Below are 15,409 nucleotides of genomic sequence, written 5' to 3'. Positions count from 1 at the left end.
GGTGCCGGCCGGCCGGTGCGGCGCGCGGCGGTCAGGCCGCCTTCGTCACCGCCACCACCGCGGGGGTGCGCAGCGCCCTGCGGGCCGTCGCCCAGCCGGTGACCACCGTGGCCGCGGCGGCCGTCGCGACGATGCCGAACCAGACCAGCGGCGACTGCTCCGGCCACACCGTGTCGGTGCGCACGACGTTGAACGGCACCAGACCGGCCAGGCCCGCCGCCGTGCCGAGGACCACCCCGGTCACCGTCAGCAGCAGCCCCTCGGTGAGGACCATGCCGAGCACCTGCCGCGGCGTCGCCCCCGCCAGCCGCTGCCCGCCGAACTCGCGGCTGCGGTACGAGGTCGCCGCGTACAGGCTGTTGATCAGCATGATGCAGGCGAAGCCCACGATGATGCCGACGACGATCAGGTTCACCGACTCCAGGTTCTTGTCGTCCACCGACCTGGCGAGACCGGACGCCGCGATCGCGTCGCTCTCGACGGCCTGCACGTAGATCGTCGCCGTCGCCACGCCGACGAACAGCACCATCGGCATCAGCACCCCCGCCAACTGCGCCGCGCGCTGCCGGGTGTTGAGCACGGCCAGGTAGCCGCCGGCGCCCATCGCCCCGATCGGCCGGCCGACGCGGCGCAGCAGCATCCGCAGCAGCGCCGGCGAGAACGCGGCCAGGCCGATCGACAGCAGGATCGCGCCCCACGCGGCGGGCGCCATCAGCGCCGGGTCGTCGCTCTCGAACGCGAAGGTGGTCGCCACCCCGCCAAGACCCGCCACCAGCGCGAGCCCGCCGCCGACGTTCCGCAGCCGGCCGCTCGGCTCCCCGGCCCCCGCCGCCCCCGCCGCCCCGGCCGCGGCCCTGGTGGCGCGGCGCACCGCGAGGTACGCGGCACCGGCCGCGGCGATCAGCGTGATGCCGAAGCCCGCGGACAGCGCGATGGGCCCGAAGGTGAAGTCCACGCCCGCCGCCACCTGTTCCGTGTCCAGGAACATGTCGAGCAGGGCGTTGCCGCCGAGCATCGCGGGCCCGATCGCGAGCAGCGTCGCGGCCAGCGCCACGAGCACGGCCTCGCCGACGACCATCCGCTTGATCTGCGCCGGGGTGGCCCCCGTGCGGCGCAGCAGCCCCATCTCCTCCTCGCGCTGGCGCACGTTCACCGTCAGCGTGGAGGCGATGGCGAAGAAGACCAGCAGCGTCCCGTACCCGCCGACGATGCCGCCGGTGAGCGACAGCGTCTCCGCGCTCCTGTCGTCGACGCCCGCCGCGCCCGCGGTGTCGTGCATCGAGTTGAACGCCATGGTCACGGCCGCGCCGAGGAACGCGGCGAGCAGGGTTCCGACGAAGCGCCCGGGGCGCTGCCGCACGGAGCGGAGTGCCAGTGAGAACACGCCGTCACACCCCCGCTCGCATGTCGTCGCCCAGGTGGGCGAGGCGTTCGGCGACCGAGTCCACGGTCGGCGCGTTCATGTGCCCGGCGAGCCGCCCGTCGGCGAGGAACAGCACCGAGTCCGCGTAGGACGCGGCGACCGGGTCGTGCGTCACCATCACCACGGTCCTGCCGTGGAACCTGACGGTCTCCTGGAGCAGGTGCAGCACGTCCCTGGCGCTGCGCGTGTCCAGCGCGCCCGTCGGCTCGTCCGCGAAGATCACGCTGGGCTCGGTCACCAGCGCCCGCGCGATGGCGACCCGCTGCCGCTGCCCGCCGGACAGCTCGTCCGGCCGGTGGCCCAGGCGGTCGGCGAGGCCGACCTGCGCCAGGATCGTCCTGGCCTTCTCCCGGTCGATGCGCCGCCCGGCCAGCTTCAGCGGCAGCGTGGTGTTCTGCGCGACGGTGAGCGTCGGCAGCAGGTTGTACTGCTGGAACACGAATCCGACGCGCCGCCTGCGGAACTTGGCCAGCTGCGCCTCCGTGCCCCCCGTCATCTCCTCGCCGTCCACCACGACCGCCCCGCTGTCCGGACGGTCGAGCCCGGCCGCGCACTGGAGCAGCGTCGACTTGCCCGAGCCGGAAGGACCCATCACCGCCGTGAAGCTGCCGGCCGGCAGGCTCAGCGACACGTTGTCCAACGCGGTCACGGAGTTCTCCGCGTCCGTTCCGTACACCTTGGTGACCCCGACCAGGCGCAGGGCCTCGGCGTTCCGAGCGGGCTCGCTCCCGCGCCCTCGACCGAACATCGTCATCCCCTTCCGTTCCGGCGCCCTCGGCGCCACACCCATGACGCTACGGACGGGCGGGCGCCGGGACATTGGGCTCACGGCCCGGACCGACGGTGTCGTTGAGTACACCGGTCACCGGGGGCCGAAGCGGTGGCCGAAGCGGTGGGCGAAGCGGTGGGCGGGACTGCCGGAGTCAAGGGACGGACACGGAGCGCGACTTCGTGGCACCATTTCGGTACGTTGTTACGTCCCGGCCGCGGCCCCGCGGCCGTCGGCGTGGGGGGAGGGGGATGGCGTGCCCGTGCGACGAGAACGCCTGATGGGGGTCGGGGGCATCGAGGAGCTGTTCCACGCGTGCCGCACCCGGCCGGACACGGGAGAGGAGCAGCGGCGGGGCCGCGCGCTGCCCGTCGTGGTGCTGCTCGGCCCCCGCGGCAGCGGCAAGACCGTCACGCTGAACCACCTCGGCTACCTCGCGTCGCGGCGCCCGCACGCGCTGTACGACTTCGCCTCCGCCGCGCCGCGAAGACCCTTCGAGGTGGCGGCCCGCCTGGCCATCGGCCTGTCCCACGGCTTCCCGCGCCAGCCGCGCCTGCGGTTCCCGCGGCTGGCGCTCGGCCTGCTCGTCGTCCGCACCGGCCTCTCCCTCGACGAGGCCGAGCCGAGGAGGGCGCGGGCCGCACTGCGCGCGGCGCTGCGGCAGGCCAGGGAGCACGCCCCCTCGGACGAGGCCGCGCAACGGGCCGGCGCCGCCCTCACCCTCCTGTCGGACCTCAACCTGGTGCAGCTGCCAGGACTCAGCCTGCTGGTCAGCCTCGTGCAGCGCGGCCTGCCGCGCCTCCCCGTCGACGTGATGTGGCGCACCGGCCTCGCCTGGTACGGCGACCAGGCCGGCTACCGCCGGATCGACGCGCTCGTCGCGCTCAATCAGCTCGGCGCGAGCGAGGCCACGGGCGACCGCCGCGCCGCCGACCGGATGCTGTGCGCGGCGTTCCTCGAAGACCTGCGGGCCCACTACGCGCGGCACGGGCGGGACCGGGAGAGCGTGGCGCTGCTGGACAACGCCGACAGCGAGCAGGGCCGCGCGTTCCTCGACCTGCTGGTGGAGATCCGCGAGGAGAACGCCGCCGAGCGCGGCGTCTTCGACCCGCTGCTCGTCGTGGCCACCGCCGCGCACGCCGGCCGCGTCCCCGGCCCGTTCGCGCCCGGCCCCGCGGGCCTGCGCACCTGCGGCCCCGAGGAGGCGTCGTACCCGGCCTGGCGGGAGCGCATCCCGCGGCCCGCGCCCGACACGTCCTGGCACTGGTACCCGGTGCGGCTGCGCGACCTGACGGCGAACGAGGTCGCGAAGCTCGGCGCCGAGATACCGCAACTGCCGCAGATCACCCCGCTGGTGCACCGCCTGTCCTACGGCCACCCGTGGAGCGTCGCGCAGTTGCACACCGTGGCGCGGCGGGCCGTCGCGCGGCACGGCGGCGAGACGGAGCTGCGCGCCGTCCTGGACCATCCCGTGCCGCCGCCGCCCGGCGCCGAGGGCGAAGCCGACCGCGAACTCCCGCTGGCCCAGGTCGCGTTGCGCTACCTGCTGCGGGACCTGTCCGAGGACGACCAGCACGCCGCGCTCATCGTCTGCTCCGCCGCCCGCGAGTTCGACACGGCCGTGGACAGCGGGCTGCTGAGCGGCTTCGTGATGCGCACCCAGGACACGCTGCTCCAGGAGATCGGCGCCCGGCTGTGGCTGGTCGACCCCGTTCCCGAGGACGCCGGGGCCCACGGCGGGCGCGGCAGCGGCTACCTGCTGCCCACCGCACACCCGCAGCCGCTGCCGGGCCGCCCCGTGCTGCACCCGTGGCTGCGGCTGCTGCTCCTGCGCGAGCTGGCCGGGCGCGAGGCGGGCGGCCAGGATTGGACGGCGGTGCACACCGCGCTGCGCGACTGGCACCGCACGCACGACCGGCCGCTCGACGCGTACTACCACAGCCTGGCGCTCGGCGATCTTGAGCCGGTCGTCGCCCGCCTGAACACCAGCCTCAGCACGCTGCCCAGCACCGACGAGTGGCTGTACGAGCTGTACGCGATCACCGCGGCCCCGATGCGGCGGCCGGTCGACCCGGACGAGCCGTCGTCGCGCCGCGCGCCCCGCCTGGCGCAGGAGCTGGCCCCCACGGCGTTCCACGAGCACCGCGCGCTGTCCATCCTGGTCACGTCGCTGTGGCTGTCGGCGGACCCGCGCAACCGGCTGCCGACCTCGTCCCCCGAGCTCAACTACACGATCCGCACGATGTTCCGCGAGCTGGGCGTCCACTCGCACGCCAGGGCCGCGGGCCTCATCCACGAGGCCGCGAAGTACGAGGCACGGCTGTGACGCCGCCGCACCGCGACACGAGCAGGAGGCAGTAGCGCGATGTCATCGCCCAGCGGTCCCGACGCGGACCCGCCGTTCCTCAAGGGCCTCCCCGGCCGGCTCCTCCTCGTCCTCGCCGCGCTCACCGTCGCCGCGGTCGCCGTGCTGCTGCTCAGGCCGGACGACCCGACCTGCGCCGAGGGCGTCGAGAAGGTCGGCGAGGGTGACGACCGGCAGTGCGTCGGCCTGACCGACGGCAGCCACGCGTTCCACGAAGGTCTCGCCCATGTGTCGGAGGAGATCGCCGCGGAGAACGCGTGGGTCGACGACCAGGTCGAGGCCGGGAACGACGGCGCCTCCTACGCGTCGGTCGTGTACCTGATGCCGCTGGCCCCGCAACCGAACGACAGCAACACGATCGAGACGATCAGGCACGAGCTGGAGGGCGCGTTCACCGCGCAGCACCGCGCCAACCACGAGGAATCGGACGGTTCCTCGCTCATCAAGCTGCTTCTCGCCCACACGGGCGCGACGGAGGAGCAGCAGCGGCACACCGTCGAGCAGGTCGTCGAGCAGCGGGACGGGCAGCGGATCGTCGCCGTGGCGGGCCTCGGCACCAGCCTGGACTCCACGGAGTGGATCGTCGAGGAGCTGACCAAGGCCGACATCCCCTCGTTCGGCTCGGTCCTCACCTCCGACAGCCTCGCGGACACCCCCGGCCTGGTGCGCGTCGCCCCGCCGAACGCCGACCAGGCCGCCGCGGCCGTCCGCTACCTGTCGCAGGAGGAGCACCGGGACAAGGAGGTGCTGATCATCCAGGACGTCAACGAGAACGACCCGTACACCCGCACGCTCGCCCGGGAGTTCGCCGCACGCTTCCCCGCCCCCCGCCTGGTCGACGGCGAGCCCTTCGAATACGACTCCTCCCACACCGACATCGCCACCTACTTCAGCATCCAGTCGGCGAACCTGTGCCTGAGCGACCCGGACGTCATCTACTACGCGGGCCGCAGCCGCGACCTGCCCGACCTCCTCGCTCCGCTCAAGAACCGCCAGTGCAACGACAAGACGCTCACCGTCCTGTCCGGCGACGACACCTCGCAGGCCACCCAGCAGGACGGCTTCGACGAGGTGCAGAGCGCGCTGCGCACCGGCAACATCGAGCTGGTGTACACCGGCCTGGCCCATCCGGACATGTGGGAGGAGGCCCCCGAGTACTTCGACGAGGACGCCATCGCCGCGTTCGCCGACGACGGCGACTACGACCGCCGCTTCTCCAACGACACCCTGCACGACGGCCAGGCCATCATGGGCTACGACGCGGTCAGGGCGGCGGTGCGGGCCATCACGACCGCGGGCGGCGGCCGGGACGTGACCTCAAGCGACGTCTTCCAGATGCTGACCTCGCTGAGGGGCGCCAACGCCGTCCCCGGCGCCAGCGGCTGGATCTCGTTGCACAACGACGGCAGCCCCGAGAACAAGGCCATCCCGATCATCCGCATCGACCAGGAAGGTCACCTCACCATCCGCACCATCACCTCGGCCTCCGGCACCCCCTACATCCCCGAACTGGCCACCCCCGAGCAATGAACGGCGGCCGCCGCGGAGCACCTTTCGGTAATTGATCCGTTCCGCTGCGCCACGGAGCCGAGGTCCCTAGGGTCGGTGCATGACCAACCGGACCCTGCGGGATTTCGTTGGTGAAACGGTGTGGGGCGACCTCCTCGCCTTGGCGTTCGATCGCTGGCATCCGGCAGGCAGCGTGCTGATGCACCAGGGTGAGTCAGGCACGCACGTGCTGGCCGTGCGCAGCGGAGTGGCCAAGGTCGTACGGGCGGAGCGGAACGGCGAACTGACCCTGCTTGCCTTTCGCGGTCCGGGCGAACTGCTGGGCGAGGTCGCGGTGCTCGGCGGCGGTGGCCGGCTGGCGAGCGTGGAGACCCTGACGCGTTGCTGCGTGGCCGTCATGAGCAGAGCGGAGTTCCTGCGGTTCGTCGCCAAGCACGACCTCTCTCCCGCCCTGATGCGCTATGCGCTCGCACGTCTGAGCGAATCGGACCGGGCTCGGTCGGGCGGCGCCGTGCTGACCCGGCTGGCCGCCATCCTGGTACGCGTCGCGGAGATCTCGGGACAATCCGGGGATTCCGCGGACAGCAGCGGCCAGTCCCTCGAACTCGCGCTCACGCGACAGGAACTGGCCCAGTACCTCAGGGCTTCCCGCAACACGGTCACGGCCCAGCTCGCCGGTCTTGAGGCCAGCGGCGTGCACGCGAGGCGCGGACGCATCGTGATCACCGACCTGACCGCACTGCGCCGCGTGTCCGAGGGCCTGGCGGACTGAGCCCCGGCCGTGGCGGTGTGGCTCTCTTCACCCTCGCTGCGCACTGTGAGTGCGTACGGCGGCGCTCCCCTCGACGAGGCTGCCGTGGTGCGGAACGCCGAGGCCCGTCGGCGGGCACCGTTCCGTTCCCCCCGTCCGTACATCGCGAGGAGACTCCCATGTCAGAACCGAGCCACGCGCTCCGGCCCGTTCCCGGCACCCCGGCGCTGCCCCATGCCACGAGTCGGCGGCTTCCGCCGTACTGCGGGATCGTCGCCGTCGATGCGAAGGACTTCACCGGCCACCGGGCCATCGAGCACGGCATCATCAGCCGGACCATCCCCCAACTGCTCCAGTTCTCCTTCGAGCGCGCCGGGCTCACCGAGGTGTGGTCGGACCGCAAGTTCCCCAATTCGACGGGCGACGGGTACGTGTTCGGCTTCGATCCGTCGGCCATGCCCTTTGTGATCCATCCGTGGCTGCACGCCCTCCAGGACGTGCTCACCGAGTTCAACGTGCACTCGACCGGCACGGTCCGCATCCGCCTCCGCGTCAGCCTCCACATCGGTCCGCTGCCGGACTCGGGTGACGAGTTCGACGGCAACGGCACCCCGCGGAACGACACGCACCGCCTGCTCGACTCCCGCCCGGTCAAGGCGGTGCTGGCGTCATCCAGCGAGAACACCACCCAAGTCGTCGCTATCCTCTCCGACCGCTGCTACCAGGACGCGGTCGTGAGCGGGTATGCCGGCCGGCACGAGGACTACTTCATCGAGGTGCCTGCGACGGTGGCGGGCAAGAGGTTCGCGCAACAGGCGTGGCTCTACGTACCGGTGCCGTCCGGCAACCTTTACGACCGTCACATCCTGGGCGACCGGGTGGTCGAAGAGGGGAACGCCCAGGGGGACGCCGAAGGCCCCGGCCAGGACGCCTCCGGCTCGCCCCCGCCCTCCGTGGTGAACCGGGCCGACCACGGCTTCGTCAACGCGGGCCCGGTCCACGGCGGGCAGACGCTCAACAACAACGCCGTCCAGGGCGGCAACCACGAGGGGCGGCGTTGAGCTCCGAGGCCGGGCCCGAGCCGGCCCAGGACGACGGGACGCCCGACGCCACGACCCCGCCCGGCGGCCCCGGGGCCCTCCCCGCCGCAGGCGAACCGTCGCAGTTCCTGATCGCCCCCAACGGGGTGATCAACCTCGGCCCGGTACACGGCGGCCAGCGCCTCGGCAACCACGGTATCCCGGGTGGCCGTTCGAACGACGGACGCGTCCAACCGCGTGAAGGCCCCATCTCATCGGAGGAGATCACCCGGGCCGGAGCCGGATTCGCCGAACCGGCCTGGTTTCCCGAAGCGCTCGCGGAACTCGGGTCGCGTGTTCTCTTCCTCACCGGCCCCCAGGGCACCGGCCGCCGCACCGCGGCGCTGAACCTGCTGACGAGGCGAAGCGGCAGCCTCGTTCTGCATGCGGTGGACAGCGATGTCGACCTCGCCGAGTGGCGCCCCGACAACAGCGAAGTCCGCGGCTACCTTGTCGACGGGCTGAGGCTTCACCAGCCGCCCAAGCGCATGGTCCTCGAACGCTTGCGGGCGCAACTGCGCAAGACGCAGGCGTACATGGTCATCGTCCTCTCCGGCGGCCCGGAGCTGGCCGGCGAGCTGAGGCGCGAGCTCGACATCACACCCGTACTGTGCGAGCCGCCGCCACCCCGGGCGGTGTTCGACGCCAGGCTCGAACACGCGGTGCCGAACGCCGCCGAACGCGCCCGCCTGCACGCGGCGCTCGCCCCCGGCCTGCTGGAAGAGTTGCTGGTCCCCGAGCTGGTCCCCGCTCAAGTGGCGGAGCTGGTCGCCGAGCTGGCCTCGGGCCATACGGATGCCGACGCGCTGCGGGAACGGCTGAGCTTCTTGGCCGCCGAGGAGGCGCCCCGGCTGCTCCACGACCTTCGGGAGGACGCGGACAGTCTCGCGTTCCTCCTGGCGACGTGCGTATTCGAAGGGCTCGATCACCGCCTCGTCCGGGAGGAGGCGAACCGGTTGCTCCGCCTGGCGGACGGACGTCTCGACTCCGAGCTGGTGGGCAGCGAAGCGGAGGAGCGGTCGAGGCCCAACCCCGAGTTCGTCTTCCGAAAATCCCTGACCGACCTGCTGCGCGACATCGGGGCCCGCCGGCACCCGCCCGAAATCCAGTCATCCTCCGGCTACGACTACACCGCGGAGCCTGTCCGGTTCACCAGGCACCGGCGCGCAGATGTCGTGCTGAGGCATGTCTGGCGCGAGTACGGCCACATGTCGCGACTCCTGACCGACTGGCTGAAAAGTGTCCCGGCGGAGGACGACCTGGTGCACCCGGTGGGCCGCGTCATGGGCATGGCTGCCCGCTGGGGCGGCGGTCGCGGCGCACTGGCCCACATCGGCGAACTCGCCCTGCACGACCGCAGGACCACGCGTGGCATCGCGGCGTACGCGCTCGGCCGGGCCGCGGAGGACCCCGTGCTCGCCGGGGAGGTGAGACACCGCCTCTACGGCTGGAGCAATGCCAAAAGCTGGCAGCTGCGTTCGACCGTCGCCTACGCCTGCGCGACCGAGTTCGGCGTGTCCCGACCGGCACAGGCACTGCGCCTCCTGCGGCGGCTCGGCCGTGACCGGGCGCAGGACGATGCGCACGAGGGAACGGTTGCCCAGGCCGTGCGAAACGCCCTGATCACCTTGTCCTTGTCGGGTAATCAGCCGGCTGTGTTCGAGTGCCTGGCCGCGTGGGCCGAGGACAGGTCGGAGGATGGCGCACTCGCCCTGAGAGCCTTCCAGGACTTGCTGACCTTCGACGCGCGGTGGTTCGCCGATCAACTGCTCGGCGCGGGGGACGTGCCGGAGGCACCGGAACGGATCACCGGCCTCATCCGCCGGACGCTCAACGACGACTCGCTGTTTCCGGACACCGCATCGGTACTGCTCGCATGGTGCACTCAGGGCGCCCTGGGGGACGACCGGCGCGGCGCCGCGGTCGAGGCGCTGCTGACCGCTCTCGCCCGGGTCGTGCGGCACGGGGAACTGCGCCTCTTCGTGCTGATCGACGAATCGGACGAGCGACACGACGTACGCCTCGCCGGTGGCGACATCGCCCGCGAGGCACTGAATACCTGGCGATACGGGAGGACCGCGTGACGCAGCACTTCACGACAAGGGGAGACGTGGGCGCCCTGTTCATGCCGGCGGTGCGGTCACCGTGGCGCGAAGTCATGCGGCAACGGTGGGGCGCCACGCAGGACCTCGCGCTGGTGCTGCGCGAAGCCGGCGGGCAGTTCCAGGTCATGTGGCCCCAGGGCAGGCAGGCCGGCAGCGCGCCGCGTGCCTTCGGTGGCTACGACGCGGCCTGGTACGTGCAGGTCACCGAACAGCCGGGGGCCCTGCCCATCCGGCTGCCGGACGAGCACGGTCCGCCGCTGCCGGTTACGGTCCACGCACTGTGGTACGTCCACGATCCCGTTCAGGTGGTGCTGACCCAGACGGCCTACGGCTGGGACGTCGTCCGCACGGACTTGGAGCAGCGCCTGCGGGAACTGCAGGCCGACTATGCCGCGGCGGCGCGCCATCTTGATGCCGCCGAGATAACACGCCACTTGGCCGTGACCCGGGAGATCGGCGACCGGGGGCTCGCCTACCGCGTCATCGACGTCCGCACCCGCGCCGGGGACTCCGAGGTGCTCCTCGCTCCATCGGGTGGCGGAGGCTTCCCGTCGGCCTGGTCGGCCAATAGCCGCGAGGAGTACGACTTCTGCCTCTACGCGCTGCGGCGCGGCCCCGTTTCGCTTGCTGCACTCTGGCTTTCCCGGCAGCCGGACCAGGTCAAGGACGTACTCGACTGGACGGTCCACAACCGCGCGTTGCTCAAGGAGAAGTCCGGCTGGCAGGACGACATGGCCGGGCTGCTCGGGGCGCTGTCGGAGGAGGAACGGCGGGAACTGGCGAAACTGCTCCGTGACCGCCTCGTCAGTCTGGGCCGCGGCATGCCCGTCGAAGAAGAACCGCCGCCCGACTGGAACGGGTGGGAGAGCGGCGACGGTCACCCCTGACCTCTGGCCCCTGGCCCCCGCCGCCCGGCGGGGGCCAGGGGCGTTCAGCGCAGGATTCCGGCCGTGCGGGCGGCGGTGAGCCAGTGGGGGAACTCGACCGTCAGCCGGTCGTACAGCTGCCCGTCCGGCCACGCGCCCGGGGTGGTCCCGGCCGGGAAGAACCCGGCGTTGTCCACCGGCCTCCTGGCCGGCACCGGCAGGTCGTCCAGCTTGTGCAGGAAGGCGAACTGCTTGTCGTCCGGGTCCCCGAACCCGATGAACTGCCAGAAGACCGGCAGCCGCGCCGAGGAGCACAGCAGCTGCTCCGCGGCGGAACGGGACGTCGGGCCCCCGTCGGTCTGGAAGATGACGAGGGCGGGCTGTTCGGCGCCCGTGGCGGCATGGTGGTCGAGTACCGCCTGCATCGCCACGTGGTAGTTGGTGCGGCCCATGTGGCCCAGGGAGGCGTGCAGCGTCTCGATGCGTCCGCGGTAGTCACCGAGGGAGAGGTCCGCGACGCCGTCCACGCCGGTGGAGAAGAAGACCAACGGCACGACACCGTCGTCGTCGAGGTGCGCGGACAGCGCGAGGACCTGCTCGGCGAGCCGCTGCACGCTACCGTCCCGGTAGTAGGGCCGCATGGACCCCGACCGGTCGAGCACGAGGTACACGGCCGCCCGCTGCCCGCCGAGCCCCGACTTCTCCAGGGACACGCGGGCCGCCTCGTAGGCCGGCACCAACCCCTCCCCGGCAACCGCCCGCACCTTCTCCAGACCGACCGCAGCCGACATGACCCGCCCCTCTCACCGTCCGGTACCCCACCCCGGGGATGCGGAACGCTACCACCGCCCGTCGGGCAGGGTGCGTCAGTCGACGGATGGGCTGTGCGTGCGGTCGAGCCGGCGGATCTCCTCCAGCGGATAGGGGGTCTGCCGGCTCCGGCGCTGGAACTTGAGGTTGAAGTCCGATATCACGGCCGCGATCGGCGCGTGCCGGGTGAGGATCGCCGCGGCCTCCTCCGGGATTCCGGTGGGACGCTTGCCCTCCGCGAAGGCGCGCACCAGCTCGTAGCGGCCGTCCCGGTCCTCCCTCCGGTATCCGAACAGGGCGGTGACCAGCCAGTTCACCAGATACGTGGCGGTGTAACAGCGGTCGTAGGTCTGATGCCGGTCGAAGAAGCTGGCTTCGTCCTGCGACAGCTCGAACCGGGAGGAGATCGCGAGGCCGTAGTCTGCGAAGTAAAGACGCTGACCATCAGTCAGAATGTTCTCGAAGTGCGCGTCGAAATGCAGGAGTCGGCGGTTGTTCATGAACGCAACACCGGCGGCCAGTTCTCTCTCCACCATGGCACAGGCCCGGTTGGCGACCTCGTCGCTTGCTTCGACCTGGGTGCCCAGCCACTGGTGCAGGTTCCGCGGGATGTACTCCAGGAACAGCGCGACGCTCGCCGACGACTGCTGGAGAGCCTCGATCCGGCGGCGTACCTGCGATCCGCCGCCCCGGTAAGCGACAGCCCGTTCGATGTCGGCCAGGTCCCCGGGCAGGGGCGTCGAGTCCGGCAGTACTCGCCAGTGGTACATCAGCGGAAAGCCCTCGTGTTCCGCCGCCAGCACCCAGTTCGTCGTCATGGTGTGCACGGCGAGTTCTCTCCAGACCCCGAAGCCCGGCCCCGCGAGGGTGCCGACGCCGTAGTGGCAGAAGACGGGCAGCTCGAACAGGTTCGCCGTGGACCGGACGTGCTCAGGTCGCCTCTCCAAGTCGGTGACGGGCACCCGCTTCACGAAGACTGGGATTCCGGCGATCTCCAGCAAGGATGACTTCCCGCCGATACCGGACCCGATCGGCTCGGCCGTGTCCACGAGTTCGCGCAGTGCGCGGTCACTGCACAGGGCCAGGGATGTGGAGACGGCACCATGGGCGGTGAGACGCGCACCGTGCGACATGTCAGGGACTTCCACTGCTGCCTCCACCCGGATGCCGGCCTCAATCCCGCGGCGGCGGCACATCTGAGCCAAGCTGCGACCACATTCGACACGTAGCTCGATGTTCGGGCGCGCGCCCGGGTGAGCCAGGAGCCCCCGCGAAACCCGACGTCCCGCGCGCTCCACCCTTTCAGGTGAACTGTGCCGTTCTTCTCGCCCAACTGGCCCATGCCGAACGGATAGTGAGCACATCGTATCTCCCCGCGCCGATCATCGGGCGACGACCGGAAGCAAGGTGAAGGAATCATGCGTGCAGAAGCGATCAGCCGCGTCAAACTCGTGTTCTCCCTGCTGGACGTCAATGGCAATGGCCGCATCGAGGCCGAGGACTTCGAGCTCATGGCACAGCGCGTCGCCGAGGCGGCGCACGACTCGGCCGAGCCGGCGAAGAGCGCGATGAACGACGCCTTCCGCCGCTACTGGGCCACGCTCTCCGCCGAATTGGACGCCGATCGAGACGGCGGGGTCGACTTCGACGAGTACACCGCGTGCGTGCTGTCGCCCGAGCGCTTCGACGAGACCGTCACCGGATTCGCCGAGGCGCTCGCCGCGCTCGGGGACCCGGACGGCGACGGACTCGTCGAACGGGACCGGTTCGCAGCGCTCATGGAAGCCATCGGGTTCGAACGTGCCAACATCGACGCGCTTTTCGACGCCTTCGGCCCCTCGGACGCGGACCGCATCCCCGTGGTGACCTGGGCCGACGGCATCAAGGACTACTACGCGCCGGACAAGGCGGGCATTCCAGGGGACCACCTGGTCGGAGACGCGGCGGCCTGAGTTATGGAGCGCAGCGTCGAGCGGCGCGCGGCGGGGCCGGTGATCGGCCTCGCCGTCGGCCGCGGCACCGGGCCCGAGCTGGCGGCCGTCTTCGAACGGGTCATGCACGAGCTCGCCCGGTCCTATGCGGTCGACATCGGTATCGCTCGTTCACCGAGGACCTATCACTCCTACGTGTCCCTCAGGGCGGCGGGCGGGATCGAGCACGCCCGCCGCCTCACCCACGCCGACGCCGAGCACTACGAGCGCTTCTGCCGGACGCGGGCCGGCGCCGGCACCACCGCCGTCTTCCGCACCGCCATCAACGCCCAGTCGCTGTACCTGGTGCGGCAGCGCCTCCAGGCGGTGAAGGTCGATCCCCTGGGCAGCGGCGGCACGTCGATGCTGCTGGTCCGCGACGAGGCCCAGGGCTTCTACACCGGCGAGAACGACCACTCCCCGGGAACGGTCACCCGCACCATGTCGTTCAGCCGCGAGATCACCGGCAAGGTCGTCGCGCTCGCCCTGGAGCGGGCCCGGCGGCAGTGGCCCGGGTGCGGCGCGGGCCGGATCGTCATGGCCTACAAGTTCCACCTGCTGGACGGCGCCCTCGACGCGTGGGTCGCGGATCTGGCCGAACGGCACGGCGTGCGGCTCGAATTGTTCCAGCCGGACACGGTGAACCGCGACCTGATCGAACACGGTCCCGCCGACCGCACCCTGATCATCGCGGGGAACGAGTGGGCCGACATCATGCACGTCGTGCTGCTGGACCGGTTCGGCTCCGAGCGGCAGGAGAGCCGTTACACGGAGAACGTCCACCTGCATCCCGGGGTGGCCGGTCTCGTCGAGTACCAGACGGTGCACGGTTCCGCCGACGACCTCGCGGACCGGGACGCGGTCAACCCGGTGGCCACCCTGCGCGCCGCCGCGGCCATCGCCGAACGGCACGCCGGCTGCCCCGGCGCGGTCGAGGCGGCGGAGCGGGCCCTGAAGTCCGTCAGGGCCCGCGGCATCCTCACCCGGGACCTCGGCGGACGGCACTCGACGACGGCGGTCGTGGACGCGTTCCTCGACGTGCTGCCGGGCGCGCTCGCCGACGTGCTGCCGGGCGCGCTCGCCGGCGTGCGCCCCGGCGCGCCCGAGCCGCGGAAGCCCGCCGGTCCCGCACCGGTCGCCGGCTCATGACGCCCCGCACGGGAACGGCGCTGGTGATCATCGACATGCAGAACGACTTCTGCGCGGCGCCGGCCGCGGCCAGGGCGCCCGCCGTGACGACGAACACCGCCCGCGCCATCGACCTGGCCCGGGGCCGCGGTACCGAGGTGGTCTTCGTCCGGTTCACCGGAGACGTCGCGCACCAGCGGCCGAGCTGGCGGCACCGGGACCGCCTGCTCGGCAAGCAGCCCAAGTGCCGCGAAGGCACCCCGGGGGCCGCGTTCCACGAGCGGACGGCCCCGGCCCCCGGCGAACGCGTCTTCACCAAACGGGCCTGCTTCGACGCGTTCCTCAGCGAGGGGTTCGAGGATCACCTCCGCGGTCGCGGCGTCGAACACCTCGTTCTCGCCGGGCTGTTCACGGACGTATGCGTCGACTCCACGGCGCGGACGGCGTTCCAGAAGGGCTTTCACCTCACGGTCCTGACCGACTGCACCGTGAGCCTGCACCTGCCGGACGAGGAGATCCTGCGGTTCATGGGCCTGGTGTACGGCGCGCGCACCACCACCCACGACCGCGAGGACGCGTGGGCGCGACCCGAGGAGGCGGCGTGGCCGGCGTCGAGCGCGGCGTCGGGCTGACC

At 71.7% G+C, this 15,409-nt stretch carries 13 protein-coding genes; 9 read left to right on the top strand and 4 right to left on the bottom strand.

Going from position 1 to position 15,409, the window contains the following annotated elements; genetic code table 11:
- Positions 1-31: 31 nt before the first annotated feature.
- Positions 32-1,384, bottom strand: a complete 1,353-nt coding sequence (locus tag RM779_RS31415) for an FtsX-like permease family protein (protein WP_311621193.1) — start codon at positions 1,382-1,384, stop codon at positions 32-34.
- 4 nt (positions 1,385-1,388) lie between these two features.
- The gene (locus RM779_RS31410) at positions 1,389-2,177 is read right to left on the bottom strand and encodes an ABC transporter ATP-binding protein (protein WP_311621192.1); all 789 of its coding nucleotides are present in this window, start codon (positions 2,175-2,177) and stop codon (positions 1,389-1,391) included.
- A gap of 271 nt (positions 2,178-2,448) precedes the next feature.
- Between RM779_RS31410 and RM779_RS31405 the strand changes: the two genes are divergently transcribed.
- The 6 genes from RM779_RS31405 (at position 2,449) to RM779_RS31380 (ending at position 10,888) form a co-directional block, all read left to right on the top strand.
- On the top strand, positions 2,449-4,518 hold the full coding sequence (locus tag RM779_RS31405) for a hypothetical protein (protein ID WP_311621191.1): 2,070 nt from the start codon (positions 2,449-2,451) through the stop codon (positions 4,516-4,518).
- A 39-nt stretch (positions 4,519-4,557) separates the two neighbouring features.
- Entirely contained in the window at positions 4,558-6,087 is a 1,530-nt protein-coding gene (locus tag RM779_RS31400) for an ABC transporter substrate-binding protein (RefSeq protein ID WP_311621190.1), read from the top strand.
- 79 nt (positions 6,088-6,166) lie between these two features.
- A complete protein-coding gene (locus RM779_RS31395; RefSeq protein WP_311621189.1) occupies positions 6,167-6,838 on the top strand; it encodes a Crp/Fnr family transcriptional regulator in 672 nt (223 codons plus the stop codon).
- Between the two features lie 158 nt (positions 6,839-6,996).
- Positions 6,997-7,878, top strand: a complete 882-nt coding sequence (locus RM779_RS31390) for a hypothetical protein (protein ID WP_311621188.1) — start codon at positions 6,997-6,999, stop codon at positions 7,876-7,878.
- Positions 7,875-9,980 (top strand): hypothetical protein, encoded by a 2,106-nt coding sequence (locus RM779_RS31385; RefSeq protein WP_311621187.1) that lies wholly within the window; start codon positions 7,875-7,877, stop codon positions 9,978-9,980. The genes RM779_RS31390 and RM779_RS31385 overlap by 4 nt, the downstream gene beginning before the upstream one ends.
- On the top strand, positions 9,977-10,888 hold the full coding sequence (locus RM779_RS31380; RefSeq protein WP_311621186.1) for a hypothetical protein: 912 nt from the start codon (positions 9,977-9,979) through the stop codon (positions 10,886-10,888). The genes RM779_RS31385 and RM779_RS31380 overlap by 4 nt, the downstream gene beginning before the upstream one ends.
- Positions 10,889-10,932: 44 nt before the next feature.
- Here the strand turns inward: RM779_RS31380 and RM779_RS31375 are convergent, their stop codons facing one another.
- Together RM779_RS31375 and RM779_RS31370 are read right to left on the bottom strand one after the other, a co-directional pair.
- Positions 10,933-11,658, bottom strand: a complete 726-nt coding sequence (locus RM779_RS31375) for a vWA domain-containing protein (protein WP_311621185.1) — start codon at positions 11,656-11,658, stop codon at positions 10,933-10,935.
- 75 nt (positions 11,659-11,733) lie between these two features.
- Complete coding sequence (locus RM779_RS31370; RefSeq protein WP_311621184.1) at positions 11,734-12,810, bottom strand: protein kinase family protein; 1,077 nt, start codon at positions 12,808-12,810, stop codon at positions 11,734-11,736.
- A 285-nt stretch (positions 12,811-13,095) separates the two neighbouring features.
- Here RM779_RS31370 and RM779_RS31365 point away from each other — a divergent pair, with 285 nt between their 5' ends.
- The 3 genes from RM779_RS31365 to RM779_RS31355 are packed head-to-tail and all read left to right on the top strand — an operon-like array spanning position 13,096 to position 15,407.
- Positions 13,096-13,629 (top strand): EF-hand domain-containing protein, encoded by a 534-nt coding sequence (locus RM779_RS31365; RefSeq protein WP_311621183.1) that lies wholly within the window; start codon positions 13,096-13,098, stop codon positions 13,627-13,629.
- A gap of 3 nt (positions 13,630-13,632) precedes the next feature.
- Positions 13,633-14,796 (top strand): isocitrate/isopropylmalate family dehydrogenase, encoded by a 1,164-nt coding sequence (locus tag RM779_RS31360; RefSeq protein WP_311621182.1) that lies wholly within the window; start codon positions 13,633-13,635, stop codon positions 14,794-14,796.
- Positions 14,793-15,407 (top strand): cysteine hydrolase family protein, encoded by a 615-nt coding sequence (locus tag RM779_RS31355; RefSeq protein WP_311621181.1) that lies wholly within the window; start codon positions 14,793-14,795, stop codon positions 15,405-15,407. The genes RM779_RS31360 and RM779_RS31355 overlap by 4 nt, the downstream gene beginning before the upstream one ends.
- Positions 15,408-15,409 lie beyond the last annotated feature (2 nt).

Origin of the sequence: Streptomyces johnsoniae (genome assembly GCF_031845565.1) — a bacterium.
In the GTDB taxonomy this organism is placed as follows: domain Bacteria; phylum Actinomycetota; class Actinomycetes; order Streptomycetales; family Streptomycetaceae; genus Streptomyces; species Streptomyces johnsoniae.
Note: the sequence above shows the minus strand (reverse complement) of the source record. Positions and strands in the feature narration are given on the sequence as shown.

Bases quoted from the DNA above. Each gene is read 5' to 3' on its own strand.
- RM779_RS31360 (WP_311621182.1), top strand. From the start codon at position 13,633: ATGGAGCGCAGCGTCGAGCGGCGCGCGGCGGGGCCGGTGATCGGCCTC.
- RM779_RS31370 (WP_311621184.1), bottom strand. From the start codon at position 12,810: ATGTCGCACGGTGCGCGTCTCACCGCCCATGGTGCCGTCTCCACATCC.
- RM779_RS31355 (WP_311621181.1), top strand. From the start codon at position 14,793: ATGACGCCCCGCACGGGAACGGCGCTGGTGATCATCGACATGCAGAAC.
- RM779_RS31395 (WP_311621189.1), top strand. From the start codon at position 6,167: ATGACCAACCGGACCCTGCGGGATTTCGTTGGTGAAACGGTGTGGGGC.
- RM779_RS31390 (WP_311621188.1), top strand. From the start codon at position 6,997: ATGTCAGAACCGAGCCACGCGCTCCGGCCCGTTCCCGGCACCCCGGCG.
- RM779_RS31375 (WP_311621185.1), bottom strand. From the start codon at position 11,658: ATGTCGGCTGCGGTCGGTCTGGAGAAGGTGCGGGCGGTTGCCGGGGAG.
- RM779_RS31365 (WP_311621183.1), top strand. From the start codon at position 13,096: ATGCGTGCAGAAGCGATCAGCCGCGTCAAACTCGTGTTCTCCCTGCTG.
- RM779_RS31400 (WP_311621190.1), top strand. From the start codon at position 4,558: ATGTCATCGCCCAGCGGTCCCGACGCGGACCCGCCGTTCCTCAAGGGC.
- RM779_RS31410 (WP_311621192.1), bottom strand. From the start codon at position 2,177: ATGACGATGTTCGGTCGAGGGCGCGGGAGCGAGCCCGCTCGGAACGCC.